At 64.3% G+C, this 13,149-nt stretch carries 13 protein-coding genes; 3 read left to right on the forward strand and 10 right to left on the reverse strand.

Going from position 1 to position 13,149, the window contains the following annotated elements; genetic code table 11:
- Position 1 precedes the first annotated feature (1 nt).
- Complete coding sequence (locus RHP72_RS17075) at positions 2 to 370, reverse strand: Rv2175c family DNA-binding protein (protein ID WP_003941747.1); 369 nt, start codon at positions 368 to 370, stop codon at positions 2 to 4.
- A 303-nt stretch (positions 371 to 673) separates the two neighbouring features.
- Between RHP72_RS17075 and pknB the strand changes: the two genes are divergently transcribed.
- Both pknB and RHP72_RS17085 read left to right on the forward strand, forming a co-directional pair.
- Positions 674 to 2,737 carry a Stk1 family PASTA domain-containing Ser/Thr kinase gene (pknB, locus tag RHP72_RS17080; RefSeq protein ID WP_003941667.1) on the forward strand — a complete coding sequence of 688 codons (2,064 nt, stop codon included), beginning with the start codon at positions 674 to 676 and terminating at the stop codon, positions 2,735 to 2,737.
- 27 nt (positions 2,738 to 2,764) lie between these two features.
- Positions 2,765 to 3,193, forward strand: a complete 429-nt coding sequence (locus tag RHP72_RS17085) for a protein-tyrosine phosphatase family protein (protein ID WP_003941706.1) — start codon at positions 2,765 to 2,767, stop codon at positions 3,191 to 3,193.
- 83 nt (positions 3,194 to 3,276) lie between these two features.
- On the opposite strand, the gene RHP72_RS17090 is transcribed toward RHP72_RS17085, so the two are convergent.
- From RHP72_RS17090 to RHP72_RS17125, 8 genes are all read right to left on the reverse strand, one after another.
- Positions 3,277 to 4,662, reverse strand: coding sequence for a class II 3-deoxy-7-phosphoheptulonate synthase (locus tag RHP72_RS17090; RefSeq protein WP_007730070.1), 1,386 nt, complete (start codon positions 4,660 to 4,662; stop codon positions 3,277 to 3,279).
- 90 nt (positions 4,663 to 4,752) lie between these two features.
- Entirely contained in the window at positions 4,753 to 5,244 is a 492-nt protein-coding gene (locus tag RHP72_RS17095) for a polyadenylate-specific 3'-exoribonuclease AS (protein ID WP_003941683.1), read from the reverse strand.
- A 66-nt stretch (positions 5,245 to 5,310) separates the two neighbouring features.
- Positions 5,311 to 6,117, reverse strand: coding sequence for a 1-acyl-sn-glycerol-3-phosphate acyltransferase (locus tag RHP72_RS17100; RefSeq protein WP_003941692.1), 807 nt, complete (start codon positions 6,115 to 6,117; stop codon positions 5,311 to 5,313).
- 94 nt (positions 6,118 to 6,211) lie between these two features.
- Positions 6,212 to 7,252 (reverse strand): ROK family protein, encoded by a 1,041-nt coding sequence (locus RHP72_RS17105; protein ID WP_020969875.1) that lies wholly within the window; start codon positions 7,250 to 7,252, stop codon positions 6,212 to 6,214.
- Positions 7,253 to 7,376: 124 nt separating this feature from the next.
- A complete protein-coding gene (locus RHP72_RS17110; protein ID WP_007730069.1) occupies positions 7,377 to 7,772 on the reverse strand; it encodes a hypothetical protein in 396 nt (131 codons plus the stop codon).
- On the reverse strand, positions 7,769 to 9,019 hold the full coding sequence (locus tag RHP72_RS17115; protein ID WP_073512214.1) for an ArsA family ATPase: 1,251 nt from the start codon (positions 9,017 to 9,019) through the stop codon (positions 7,769 to 7,771). The genes RHP72_RS17110 and RHP72_RS17115 overlap by 4 nt, the downstream gene beginning before the upstream one ends.
- Positions 9,020 to 9,457 (reverse strand): SRPBCC family protein, encoded by a 438-nt coding sequence (locus tag RHP72_RS17120; protein ID WP_003941701.1) that lies wholly within the window; start codon positions 9,455 to 9,457, stop codon positions 9,020 to 9,022.
- A 63-nt stretch (positions 9,458 to 9,520) separates the two neighbouring features.
- Positions 9,521 to 9,907, reverse strand: a complete 387-nt coding sequence (locus RHP72_RS17125; protein ID WP_003941776.1) for a hypothetical protein — start codon at positions 9,905 to 9,907, stop codon at positions 9,521 to 9,523.
- Positions 9,908 to 10,066: 159 nt separating this feature from the next.
- Between RHP72_RS17125 and RHP72_RS17130 the strand changes: the two genes are divergently transcribed.
- Positions 10,067 to 11,878 (forward strand): long-chain fatty acid--CoA ligase, encoded by a 1,812-nt coding sequence (locus RHP72_RS17130; RefSeq protein ID WP_311093631.1) that lies wholly within the window; start codon positions 10,067 to 10,069, stop codon positions 11,876 to 11,878.
- A gap of 96 nt (positions 11,879 to 11,974) precedes the next feature.
- On the opposite strand, the gene RHP72_RS17135 is transcribed toward RHP72_RS17130, so the two are convergent.
- Positions 11,975 to 13,102: a glycosyltransferase family 4 protein gene (locus RHP72_RS17135; RefSeq protein WP_003941734.1), complete on the reverse strand. Its 1,128-nt coding sequence runs from the start codon at positions 13,100 to 13,102 to the stop codon at positions 11,975 to 11,977.
- Positions 13,103 to 13,149 lie beyond the last annotated feature (47 nt).

Here is a 13,149-nt window from a genome sequence, read left to right on the forward strand (position 1 = left end):
CTCAGAAAGCCATGGCCTGTGCGCGGCGGATGACCTCACGCGCGAGATCACCATGCAGTGCGTCCACCGGGCGCCCCGGCAGGGAATCGTCGGCCAGGAACAACCAGCGGAGGATTTCGACATCGGTGTAGCCGCCGTCGTGCAGCACCGCCAGCAGACCGGGCAGCCACTTGACGATCTGGCCGTCCTCGCCGAAGAACACTTCGGGGACACCGAGAACGCCATGCCGCTTGACTGCGATGATCTTGTGATCGCGAAGCAACTGGTGAACCTTGCTCACCGGCAACCCGACGTTCTTCGCCACATCCACCAGCTGGAACAGGGAAACCGAAGAATCCAGGACATCATCACAATAAGGAATCGCGCTCACCGCGAGAAGTTTATCCGGTCCGGCGAGCCCGCTGTGTACCGCCCGGTGCAGTGCTCGAAACTGCCGCTCCGCTCAGGTCACAGCGCTCTGTGACGTTCTCGAGACTTCCGCGTCGGTATCGCTGGCTACGATGGACGGGATGCGGCGTATCAGTAACCGGGATTTCGCGGTGGATGTAAATGGGTGCCCTCACTGCGGGAGCCAGTACGCGGTAAACAACCACCCACATGCCGACAGCTACCACCTAGACCGCAAGCAGACAGATCGCAAGCACGGAGGAACAGTCATTACGGAGGTCGAGGGTTGATCGGCGAAATGCTCGAGCGCCGCTATCGAGTGGACGCACCGATCGCGCGCGGCGGTATGTCGACCGTGTATCGAGGCCTCGATACACGGTTGGATCGACCTGTCGCGATCAAGGTGATGGACCCGCAATTCGCCGGCGATCCAGCGTTCCTGACTCGTTTCGAGTTCGAGGCCCGGGCCGTGGCCCGACTCAAGCATCCGGCCCTTGTGGCCGTCTACGACCAAGGCAGCGATCGCAATCACGTGTTCCTCGTGATGGAACTCGTCGACGGTGGAACCTTGCGTGAACTCCTTCGTGAGCGCGGACCGATGCCGCCACACGCAGTCGCTGCAGTCGTGGCACCTGTCCTGGACGCGTTGGCGGTGGCGCATCGAGCGGGACTGGTGCACCGTGACGTCAAACCCGAGAACATCTTGATCTCGGACACCGGCGAAGTGAAGATCGCCGACTTCGGATTGGTGCGTGCAGCTGCGGCAGCAACCACCACCTCCAACAGCGTGATCCTCGGCACCGCGGCCTATCTGTCGCCGGAACAGGTGACGTCAGGAATTGCCGACACTCGAAGCGACGTCTATTCCACCGGCGTGTTGATGTTCGAACTTCTCACCGGTACAACACCGTTCACCGGCGATACGTCACTCTCCATCGCCTACCAACGCATCCACGACGATGTCCCGCGCCCAGGTTCACGTATCCCCGGTGTACCGGCGCAGTTCGATCGTCTGGTTGCCGAAGCCACTCACCGCGAGCCCGCACATCGTTTCGCCGACGCCGGTGAGATGGCAGCTGCACTTCGCAGTGTGAGCGAGCAACTGGAACTTCCGTCATACCGCGTTCCCGCTCCGCGTCGAAGCGCCCAGCACCAGAGCGCGCAAGTTGCCCCGGCCCGGCCACAACCGGCGCCTGCGCCTCCCACGGAGGTACACCCGAACTCTGCTGCGCGCCCGAACCCTGCTGCCACGACGGTATTGGCGTCCGGCGTGGCCCCGGCTGTGGCAGCCACCACGGCGCTCGGCACGGGCTCTCCTCCCCCTGGCGGTATCCAGCACACTCGCGCGGTCACCGCACAAACTGCTCGTCCGGCGACGGTCGACGGCGACTCGGATTTCGACGACGGTTCCGATTTCGGCGACGACCACCCGGGGCACGACGATCCGCATGCTCATTTTGTCGAGGCACGACGCAAATCGCGACGAGCCACCCTGATCTGGCTGCTCGTCATCGCGGTCCTCGCGCTCGCGTTGGGCTTCGGCGGATGGTGGATGGGATCGGGCCGCTATACAGCCGTTCCCTCGATCGACGGGCTGACAAAGGACACTGCGGTCACCGCTCTGCAGGACGCCGGGCTCTCCCCCGACGTCCAGGGTCAGTACTCCGACGCCCAACCCATCGACACGGTGATCGGGACAGACCCGGCCTCCGGCTCCAGGGTTACCAAAGGCTCGACCGTCGCGCTGCTGACTTCGCTCGGGCGTCCGACTGTCCCGCCCATTCCGGCCGGCGGCGACGTCTCGGCCCTGGGCGCACAACTCGCCGATCGCACTCTCGTCGCGGTCGACGGCGGGGACACATTCAGCTCCAAGATCCCGATCGGCGGCGTGGCCGCGCTCGACCCGGCACCGGGAACCGAAGTTGCCGTGGGCTCCTCGGTCAAGGTCATCACATCCAAAGGGTCACCGCCCGTGGACATTCCCGATGTGAAGGGCATGTCCGAGAACGCTGCGCGCGCCGCCCTCGACAAGGTAGGTATCTCCGTCAGCACCACCAGAACAACGTTCGACGACGCCGTCGAGGGCGGTAGCGTGATCGGCACCGATCCCGCAGTCGGGTCCTCCGTCAACGCCGGCACCTCCGTGGTTCTCCTCATCTCCGACTCCGTCAAGGTTCCCTCGCTGATCGGCCGCTCCGTCTCCTCAGCACGCGAAGAACTCGGCCGCCTCGGCCTCGAGATCACCGTGCGTCAGCTCACCCAGAACGACAGCTCGGTCATCATCAGCCAGAGCGTCAAGAACGATCTCGTTGCCAAGGGCACCGACATCAGCGTCGTCGCAATTCCCTGACAGTCCGCTTCGGCCTAATCTGAATTCATGGCCACGTGGGAACCCGAGAGCATTGGGATACTCGACTTGCCGTCGGGGAGATCGATTCGGGGTCGAGGACTCCGCAATCCACTTCCTTCCGGACCTCTCCCCACCTTCGGCGTCTATCTGACCGGTAAAGAACCTCCCGACACCGAGTGGGAGTCGGAGTGGGTCCGCTGGCGAGATTTCTGGTTGCCGAGCGATCCCGATGCGCTGCGCAGGGCCTTGCACGAAGTGTGGGTGCGCTCGGAAACCGAAAGAGTCGAGATCGCTTGTGGTGGTGGATACGGCCGCACCGGAACAGCGTTGGCCGCTCTTGCCGTCATGGACGGAGTGCCCAGTAAGGACGCCACCGCGTACGTTCGCGCACGTTACTCACCTCGCGCCGTCGAAATGCCCTGGCAGCGCCGATTCGTCACACGATTCACGCAATAGCGAACGCCCCCACCTGCGCGAGCGGGTGAGGGCGTTTGCCGAAAATCAATGCCGGCGCGAATCAGCTTCGGCGAAGCAGGGTTTCAGCCTCGCAGCATCTCGGCCACGAGGAACGCGAGCTCCAACGACTGTTGGGTGTTCAATCGGGGGTCGCACGCCGTCTCGTAGCGACCGCCGAGATCGAGGTCGGAGATGTCCTGCGCGCCGCCGAGGCACTCGGTGACGTTCTCACCGGTCAGCTCGACGTGGATGCCACCCGGATGCGTGCCGAGACCGTTGTGGACCTCGAAGAATCCCTGAACCTCGTCGACGATGCGGTCGAAGTGGCGCGTCTTGTACCCGGTGGAGGCTTCGTGGGTGTTGCCGTGCATCGGATCGCACTGCCAGATGACCTGGTGACCGGTGGCTTGGACCTTCTCGATGATCGCCGGCAGCAGGTCGCGGACCTTGCCGTTGCCCATGCGCGAGATCAGAGTCAGACGACCCGGCTTGTTGGTGGGGTCGAGACGCTCGACGTATTCCACCGCCATTTCCGGCGTCGTGCTCGGGCCGATCTTGAGGCCGATCGGGTTGGACACCAACTCGGCGAAGGCGATGTGCGCGCCGTCGAGCTGACGAGTGCGGTCACCGATCCAGAGGAAGTGAGCCGACAGGTCGTAGAGCTTGGGGTGATCGCTGTCGTTGTCGAGACGCAGCATCGCGCGCTCGTAGTCGAGCACCAGGGCCTCGTGGCTGGCAAAGATCTGTGCCTGGTGCAGGCTCGGATCGGTGACGCCACACGCGTTCATGAACTGCAGGCCGCGGTCGATCTCGGCTGCCAGTTGCTCGTAGCGTGCGCCCGCGGGAGACGCTGCGACGAATTCGCGGTTCCAATCGTGCACCTTGTGCAGGTCGGCCATGCCGGCGCCGGTGAGTGCGCGAACCAGGTTCATCGCGGCGCTGGCGTTGGCGTATGCACGCACCAGTCGCGAAGGATCGTGGGCGCGGACTGCCTCGTCGGCGACGAGCGAGTTGATCATGTCGCCGCGGTAGGACTTCAGACCCAACGAGTCGATGTCGGCAGAGCGCGGTTTGGCGTACTGGCCGGCGATGCGAGCGACCTTGACGACCGGCATCGAGGAACCGTAGGTGAGCACGACGGCCATCTGCAGCAACGTGCGGATGTTTCCCTTGATGTGCGGCTCGGTGTTGTCCGCGAAGGTCTCGGCGCAGTCACCGCCCTGGAGCAGAAATGCCTCACCACGCGCGACCTGCGCGAGACGCTCTTGCAGCGCCTCGACTTCGCTGGCCACCGTGATGGGAGGCACGCTCTCGAGCACAGTCCGCATGGCGGCCGCCTGGTCAGCGGGCCACGAGGGCTGCTGAGCAGCGGGCTTCGCGAGCGCCTCGTCGAGCTGCTTACGCAGTCCGGCAGGCAGCGGCGGGAGTTCGGGCAAGCGGTCGATCGGCACGTCGACAGTCCAGTTCACCTCTACAGGATATTCGCTCGCTCGTCGGCGCGTCACACAGGCTCTCGATCGCAGCCCAATCGGAACACTTCCCGCGCACCGAAACCTGGGTCAGCGAAGTGACCGTGCAGCCGAAATGGCGTCGAACTTCACGAGGTTGTGCCTGGCGTCGGCAAGTGCGTCGTGTGCGTCGGCGGGCGCCGACGGGAGGGCAGGACTGCCGTTGTCTTCCCAGAACTGTCGGAGTTCGCGGGTGTACCGCGGCATCGACTGCGGTAGTTCCGTCATGTCGCCCCACAACTGGCACAGCGCGACGTGGTCGTAGGCGGCGACCCACGCCCAGAGCTCCGGAACCACCATCGGCCGCGGAACGAAGAATTTCAGAAGATCGTCGCGGATCTTCTCGCGTGATTTCCACAGCGGCGACGAAGGCTGCGGCAACTTCGGCAGCACGTTCTTGCGCACCCAACTACCGGCACGGGCGGGATCGAACTCCGTCGAAACCGCGTAGTACTCTCGGCCGTCCTCACAGACAACGCCGATGGACACGAGATCGATGGTTCGACCGTCTTCGATGAATTCACAGTCGTAGAAGTAGCGCACGTCCGAAAACTATGCCGCACGCGCAGGCTCTGGAGCCAATGCGCGTGCGGCCGGTGTGGGAAATCTCTAGCTGGCTTGTGCGTCCGGGAGCGAATCCTTGTCGGACTTCGCGGATTCCTTCGACTCGGCCGAGGCCACGAGATCGACAACCGACTCGCCGCCTTCCGCCGGAACGTCGACGGCAGCTTCGGGTTTCGTGGGCGCCTGGTTCTTGAGGCTTGCCGCGTAGATGTCCACGTACTCCTGGCCGGAGAGTTTCATCAACTTGTACATCACCTCGTCGGTCACAGCGCGCTCGACGAAGCGGTTTCCGCCCATGCCTTCGAAGCGGGAGAAATCGATGGGTTCGCCGACGATCACGGTGACCTTGGCGGGACGCCACATCCGTGAGCCGATCGGATTCATCTTGTCGGTGCCGACCATCGCTACCGGGATCACCTTGACGCCCGATTCAAGTGCGAGGCGCGCCATTCCGGTCTTGCCCTTGTAGAGGCGACCGTCAGGCGAGCGCGTCCCCTCGGGGTAGATACCCAGCAGGCTGCCCGAACCGAGGACCTTGAGACCGGCGTTGAGTGCATCCTGCGCCGCGTCTGCACCGGTTCGGTCGATAGGGACCTGACCGACCGCGGTGAAGAACCACTTCTGGAAAGCGCCCTTCAGACCGGAACCGGTGAAGTACTCACTCTTGGCAAGGAACGTGATGCGGCGGTTGACGCGAAGCGGAAGGTAGAACGAGTCCAGAACCGCCTGGTGATTGCTGGCCAGAATGGCCGCCCCGTCAGTCGGAATGTTCTCGTGACCCTTGACCGTCGGACGCCCGAGCAGCCAGAGAATCGGCCCCAGCAACACATACTTGAAGAGCCAATACCACACGGCGTCCCTCCCATTCACAGCTGAATTTCGCTGAGTACGACCTTACTGCCGACCGGTAACCCCCGCTACACACGCCCCTGCAGGATCGACCCGATCACAGTCCGGCAGACGTGGTTCCAGCGCCGTCGACCCCACCGAGATCCTGAGGCACTACCGATCGGGCCAAAGCGGCGGCGCCGACCATGCCCGCAGCTTCGCCCAGCTGAGCGGAACGGATGCGGGCCAGTGGGCGGTGCTTCGCCCCGGTCAACAATGTCGCGTATTGCTCGCGGGCGTCGTCGAGAAACAGTGGGGCAGAACTCGCGACGCCGCCGGCGATCACGACCAGATCGGGATCGTAGACGTCACCGACCATGGCCAGACCCACGGCCAGCCAACGGGTGAACTCGGCGATCGTTGCCAGCGCGAGTGGGTCACCGTCCTGCGCGGCGTTGGCGATCCGGCGACCGGTGAGCGAACCAGGATCCACCGCTACCTCACGCGCCAGGACCGTCGACGCGGCCGGGTCGGCGGCAAGCAGTTCGATTGCCGTGTCGACGAGCGCCGTTCCGCTGCAATAGCGCTCCCAACACCCACGTTTGCCACACGCGCACTGACGCCCGCCCGGAACGACCTGGATGTGGCCCAGTTCGGGAGCGACGCCGTGACTCCCCCGGTACAGCTCACCGTTGATCAGCAGCGCTCCACCGATTCCGGTCCCGATCGCCACCATCACGACATTGCGGCCACCTGCGGCCGCGCCGAATCGGTGCTCCGCGAACGCCGCTGCATTGGCGTCGTGTTCGAGAACGACCGGCAAGCCGAGCCGCTTGCTCAAGTCACTTCCGACCGGCGCGTCCACCCATGGCAAGTGCGGAGCGAACCGAACCGAGCTTCGATCGGAGGTGATGAAGCCGGCGACCGCCAACCCCACGGCCGATACCTCGTGCCTGGTGACCAATTCGCGCACGACGCGATCGAGACCGTCTTCGAGTGCCCTGGCCGACTGCGGGGTCGGGGCTTGAATCATCTCGAGCACTTGTCCGTCGACGTCCACGACGGAGGCCCTGATACTCGTCCCGCCGACGTCGATGCCGACCGTCAAGATGTCGTCCATGGTGGAGTCGGAGACCGCTTTCAAGCGGCGCGCGCTCATCGCGACGATTCCCGCGCGAGCGGCGTCCGCTGGAGTGCGCACCCTGAATCGGTGCCTCGTGCGTCGGTGACCATTGTGTCGATTGTGCTCATCTCGGGCCGTTCGCTCTACCCGGGGTACTGAGTCAGTCCTTGACCGTCACGTTGATCGGGACAAATGCCGCCGTGCGAGTTCGCTCCGCACCTGGCGTCGTCGGACCGCCTTCGGGTCCACGATCGGGGCCTGACGGCCCCCCGAGAAACTCGTCGAGAATCTCACGAAGCAACGCAAGGAATGCTGCTGCTTGACCCGCGAGGAATGCCAACAGTTCGTGGTGCTCACCGCGAACCAGTGCGGCGAGGGCGCACACCGGACACCAGCTGCAGCCGGTGAACACCGGCTGCGTGTCCGTGGACGCCGAGTCGCTCGCAACGTCGGCCGTCGCTGCTGCGGCCTTCTGCAGCACCGGTTCCAGGCGCGTCAGAACGGTTTCCGCCAGCGCGCGAAACTCCGCGACGAGGCGCTCGTGCTCTTCGCTCATACCGGCCACACCGCGGGATCCGGGCTGAACCGGATGATCAGGTAACTGCCGTCCAACTCCGCCCCGTTCACGACACAACGACGCAGCACCGACGCCAAACGAACTCTGCGTCGTACGCCGTCTGCTCCCACCAGCACATCGTCCTCCACCCGGCCCAACGACAACGACGACGGATCCACGAGCGGAAGGTACATCCGCATCACGTACACCGAATCGACTCCGGTCCCGGACTCCAACGACACCACGATGTTGTCCGCGGTACCGACGGTGCCCGAATCCGTGCCCGTTCCACCCTCGAACGTGGCCGCGATCTCGCCCAGAGCGGCCAACCCTACCGGTTCGGCGCAAGCGCGTTCGACCGTTGTGACGGACATTCCATCGGTTGATCCACGCAGTTCGTCCACGACGAGTGCCTGAGCCGCCCGGATCGACGCGAGCCACTGCGCCGCCGGTGAATCGTCGACACCCTTCCCGGCGGACGAGTTGAACTGCGGGACAAGGTTGTTGACCACAATCCCGTCAACTCGCAACCCGGCCAGAGCCAGCCCGGACAACGTCCGACGAGTCGCCGCGACCGACACGCCGTCGGCCGACGTCACCACACGCACGCCGGTGTTCTCCCGATCCGAGAGGTGAACCGCGATCCGATCCACCGACGCGAGCACGCGTTCGACGACGGACACGAGCAGGAGCAGCCGCATGTCCGTACCTGTCACAGCGACCATCCGCCTGTGCCGCGGCCACAATCGCTCGAGATACTCCGACACCATCGACGGCGAGCCGAGTATCCGCAGCGCTTCGGCGGCGGCCGGACAGTCCACGATCACGAGGTCGTAGTCGCCGCTGTCCGAGAGGTCGACGATCTCGGCGAGCCCGAGCATGTCTTGGATGCCCAGGGATCCCGTCAACTCTTCCGGTTCCAAGCCCTCGAACGACGAACCGTGTTCGTGATCTCCCGCTCCGAAAGTTCCTGCAGCGTCGATCAACCCCGACAATCCTCGGAACTTGTCCTCGAGGAGCGCTGACGTGTCGAGTTGCCGGACGTCGAGACGCTCGGTGAGAGATGTGGTCGTTCGCGGATTCGGCACGCCCAGGACGTCTGCAAGAGAACCTGCCTGATCGATCGACACGAGCAGCACTCTCGCCCCATCGGTCGCAGCCGACACAGCAGTCGCTGCGGCAAGCGTCGTCGTGCCTACTCCGCCTTTACCGACGAACAGTTGGACGCGCGATCGTTGCTCCGGCACTCAGCCCTCGACTCGCTTCTTCAGTTCCTTCAGAGCTGTGTCGGTGATGATCTTCTCGGCCTTGCGCTTGAACAGTCCGATCATCGGAATCGTCAGGTCGACCGTCAACTCGTAGGTGACCGACGTGGTGCCGTTCGGGCCGGGCTCGAGTGTGTACGAACCGAATTGGGACTTCTGAATCTCGCCCGAGATCAGCTCCCAACTCACCGCCATACCGTCCGGTGCCCACGAATACTGCAGTTCGTAGGTGTCCTTCACCATCCCCGCGTCGAGGACGAAACGTACTCGGTCCGCGCGGCCGCCCTGTCCCGGCGCCGTCACCTCGACGGACTTCGCCGCGGCCACCCACTCGGGGTACCGCTCGAAATCGGCGATGACGTCCATCACGGCGTCGGCAGGAGCGTCGATGCTGATCAACCCCTTGGTCTTCTCGGCCATACGACTGCGCTACCTTCCTTCGTCAAAAGTCCAGAACCTGCACAACGTGCAGTGCTTCGATTATCAGTCCGGTGCTACTCCGGCGGCACGTCCCGCTTCGAGTTCGCGTTTGAGCTGGAACGACATGACCTTGCCATCGACCCGACGCTTGCGGTTCATCCCGGCGAGGTCGAGGGTCGCCAGATCGGACGGCGATACGCCGACCGGCTCACAGTGCAGGAAGTAGTGCGCGATCGTCCCGTCCATGACCGGTTCGAGCCACACCTCCATGGTGCCGACCAGCTGACCGGACACTCCCCAACGGAATCCTGCGGGACCGCGATCTTCCCGGACTTCGAGCTCGAGATCACTGAACCAGCGACGCCACTGCGCGCGCGAGGACAACAGTTCGGCGACCCGCTCGGGCGGGGCGGCGATGAAAGTCTGGTCTGCGACCTGAATGCTGCTCACCGAAGTAGCTTCACATATCGCGTCCGCGAAGCGTCGAGGGGTGTCGCAACACTACATACCGGACAGACTGTAAGCCTGGCCACAACTGCGTCGGACATGCGACTACAGTAGGAGACGAAAACCCTACTCGTCAGTATTTCGCAGTGTCGGAGGTATTTCGTGCCTGAGTTCAGCGCACCCCAGACGTTCACCATTCCCGAGGATGCCTCCGCGGTCGACTCGGTCTTCGCCTTCGCGAAGACGAAGCCGGCGGCGGTTGTCTACAAGCGCAAAGTCGGAAATGCATGGGTCGATGTCACTGCAGGCGATTTCGCCGCTCAGGTGACTGCCGTCGCCAAGGGCCTCATCGCGATCGGCGTCAAGCAGGGCGACCGCGTCGGCCTCATGTCGGCGACGCGTTTCGAATGGCCGCTCGTCGACTACGCCATCTGGGCAGCCGGTGGCGTGACGGTTCCGATCTACGAAACCTCCGCAGCCGAGCAGGTTCGTTGGATTCTCGAGGACTCCGAAGCAATCGACCTCATCGTCGAGAACGACACTCACGCCGCGACCGTGAAGGACGTCGCTGCAGCCGCCCCCGCGCTGCGCACGGTCTACCAGATCGATGCCGCGGCGGGCGGTAAGGGTGTCGTCGAGGAATTGACCGCACTGGGCGCCGACATCTCCGACGAGGACGTCCACGCCCGCGTCGCGGCACTGAAGGCATCCGATCCCGCGACCCTGATCTACACGTCGGGCACCACGGGCCGACCCAAGGGCTGCCAGCTGACGCACTCCAACCTGATTGCCGAGTCGAAGGGCATCCTCGACTCCAACCTCGGCACGCTGCTCAAGACTCCTGGCGTCCGCACGCTGATGTTCTTGCCGCTCGCGCACGTTCTCGCTCGCGCAGTCAGCATCGCGTCGTTCGACGCCGGTGCAGCGCTGGGGCACACGAGTGACATCCCGAACCTCGTTCCGACGTTCGGCGAGTTCAAGCCCGACTTCATCCTCTCGGTGCCGCGCGTGTTCGAGAAGGTCTACAACAGCGCACGCGCCAAGGCGCACGGCGACGGCAAGGGAAAGATCTTCGACGCGGCCGCAGACACCGCCGTCGCGTGGAGCGAGGCGCAGGACAAGGGCGGCGCCGGCATCGTTCTCAAGGCCAACCACGCTCTCTTCGACAAGCTCGTGTACTCGAAGCTGCGCGCAGCGCTCGGCGGGCAGTGCCAGCTGGCCATTTCCGGTGGTGCACCTCTGGGCGCTCGACTCGGCCACTTCTTCCGCGGTATCGGCGTCACGATCTACGAGGGCTACGGACTGACCGAAACCACCGCGGCCTTCGCCGTCAACACCATCGGCGCACAGAAGGTCGGTTCTGTCGGAAAGCCGTTGGCCGGCAACTCCGTTCGTATCGCAGAAGACGGCGAAATCCTCCTCTCGGGACCGGTGGTCTTCACCGGCTACTGGCGCAACGAGAAGGCCACCGCCGAGTCGATCGAGAACGGCTGGTTCCACACCGGCGACCTCGGCACCGTCGACAAGGACGGCTACATCACCATCACCGGCCGCAAGAAGGAAATCATCGTCACGGCAGGCGGCAAGAACGTCTCCCCCGCTCAGCTCGAAGATTCCCTTCGCGCGCACCCGCTGATCAGCCAGGCCATCGTGGTCGGCGACCAGAAGCCTTTCATCGGCGCCCTCATCACCATCGACGCCGAAGCTCTTCCCGCCTGGAACGAGCGCAACAACAAGGCCGCAGGAACCACAGCGGCCGACCTGGTTTCGGACGGCGAACTGGTCGGCGAAATCCAGGACGCCATCGACGAGGCCAACAAGCTCGTCTCACACGCCGAGGCGATCAAGAAGTTCCGCATTCTTCCGGTCGACTTCTCCGAGGACACAGGCGAACTCACGCCCACGATGAAGCTCAAGCGCAACGTCGTGCACGAGAGCTTTGCCGCCGACATCGAAAAGATCTACGCCAAGTAGTCTTTCGCCGATCAGTCCTCTGCCGACACGAACGTGCCGACATGAACGGCCCGCACCGAATTCGGTGCGGGCCGTTCGCGTTCGAGTCCCGTTTGCTCAGCCGAGGAGATTACGCAGTTTGGAAGCGAGCGTGTCCCACTTCCAGTCTTCGGCAACCCATGCCCGGCCGGCTGCTCCCATCGCGGCCGCGCGATCACGATCGGACAGCACCTCGATCACGGATTCGGCGACGTCGCGAACCGAGGTGCCGTCGACCACGAGCCCGGTCTTGTTCTGCTGCACCGTTTCCGGAGCGCCACCACTGCGCCCGGCGATGACCGGCACACCGGTAGCCGAGGCCTCGAGGTAGACGATTCCCAGTCCTTCGACGTCCAATCCGGCGCCTCGGGTACGGCACGGCATGGCGAACACGTCGGCGATCGTGTGGTGCGCCGCCAACTCTGCGGCGGGCACCGTGCCCGTGAAGACGACGTGATCGTCCATCCCGGTCTTACGCGCCAATTGGCGGAGATGGTCCTCGTACGGCCCACCTCCGACGATCACCAGTACCGCCCCGTCAATGCTCTTGCGTACGGTCGGCAGCGCCTTGATGAGCATGTCCTGCCCCTTGCGTGGCACGAGCCGCGACAGGCACAGGATCGTGGGCCGCTCGCCCAGCCCGTATCGCTTACGCAGTTCCGCGCGGGCGACCGAGTCCGGGTGGAACACTGACGTGTCCACTCCGGAAGGAAGGTGCTCGAGCGCCGCTTGCGGGCCGAAGGCCGCCGAGAACCGCCCACGGGTGTATTTGCTGACGAACGTCACCGCATCGGTGTGGTCACCGATCACACGCAACGACTGCCGCGCACCGGGAATCATCGACCATCCGACCTCGTGGCCGTGAGTACTCGCGATCACTCGGCTCGCTCCGGCGCGTCGAACAACCGGTGCCAACAACGCCAACGGCGCTGCCGCACCGAACCAGACCGACTCGCAGTCGTGCTTCTTGACCAACTTCGCGGCTCGACGAGCAACAAAAGGCGACGGCAGCATCAGCGTCGTCGGGTGCCGAACGACCTCGAAAGGCTGTGCCGCATCGAACTTCTTGTGTGAGTCGCCCCGCCACCGCGGTGCGTACACCACCAACTTGTCCGGCGGCAGATGCCCGGCGAACGTGTGGAGATAGGACTGGATACCTCCGGGGCGAGGAGGAAAATCGTTGGTCACCAAGAGGGTCCGGCGCATCCGTCCACCGTAGGGCACTCGGTGCTTCAAACGTGCGAAGGGCACCT

Origin of the sequence: Rhodococcus sp. SG20037 (assembly GCF_031763325.1) — a bacterium.
Lineage (GTDB): Bacteria > Actinomycetota > Actinomycetes > Mycobacteriales > Mycobacteriaceae > Rhodococcus_F > Rhodococcus_F qingshengii.

Excerpts from the sequence above, each read along its gene's own strand:
- RHP72_RS17085 (WP_003941706.1), top strand. The coding sequence starts at position 2,765 with ATGGCCACGTGGGAACCCGAGAGCATTGGGATACTCGACTTGCCGTCG.
- RHP72_RS17105 (WP_020969875.1), bottom strand. The coding sequence starts at position 7,252 with ATGAGCGCGCGCCGCTTGAAAGCGGTCTCCGACTCCACCATGGACGAC.
- RHP72_RS17110 (WP_007730069.1), bottom strand. The coding sequence starts at position 7,772 with ATGAGCGAAGAGCACGAGCGCCTCGTCGCGGAGTTTCGCGCGCTGGCG.
- RHP72_RS17120 (WP_003941701.1), bottom strand. The coding sequence starts at position 9,457 with ATGGCCGAGAAGACCAAGGGGTTGATCAGCATCGACGCTCCTGCCGAC.
- RHP72_RS17135 (WP_003941734.1), bottom strand. The coding sequence starts at position 13,102 with ATGCGCCGGACCCTCTTGGTGACCAACGATTTTCCTCCTCGCCCCGGA.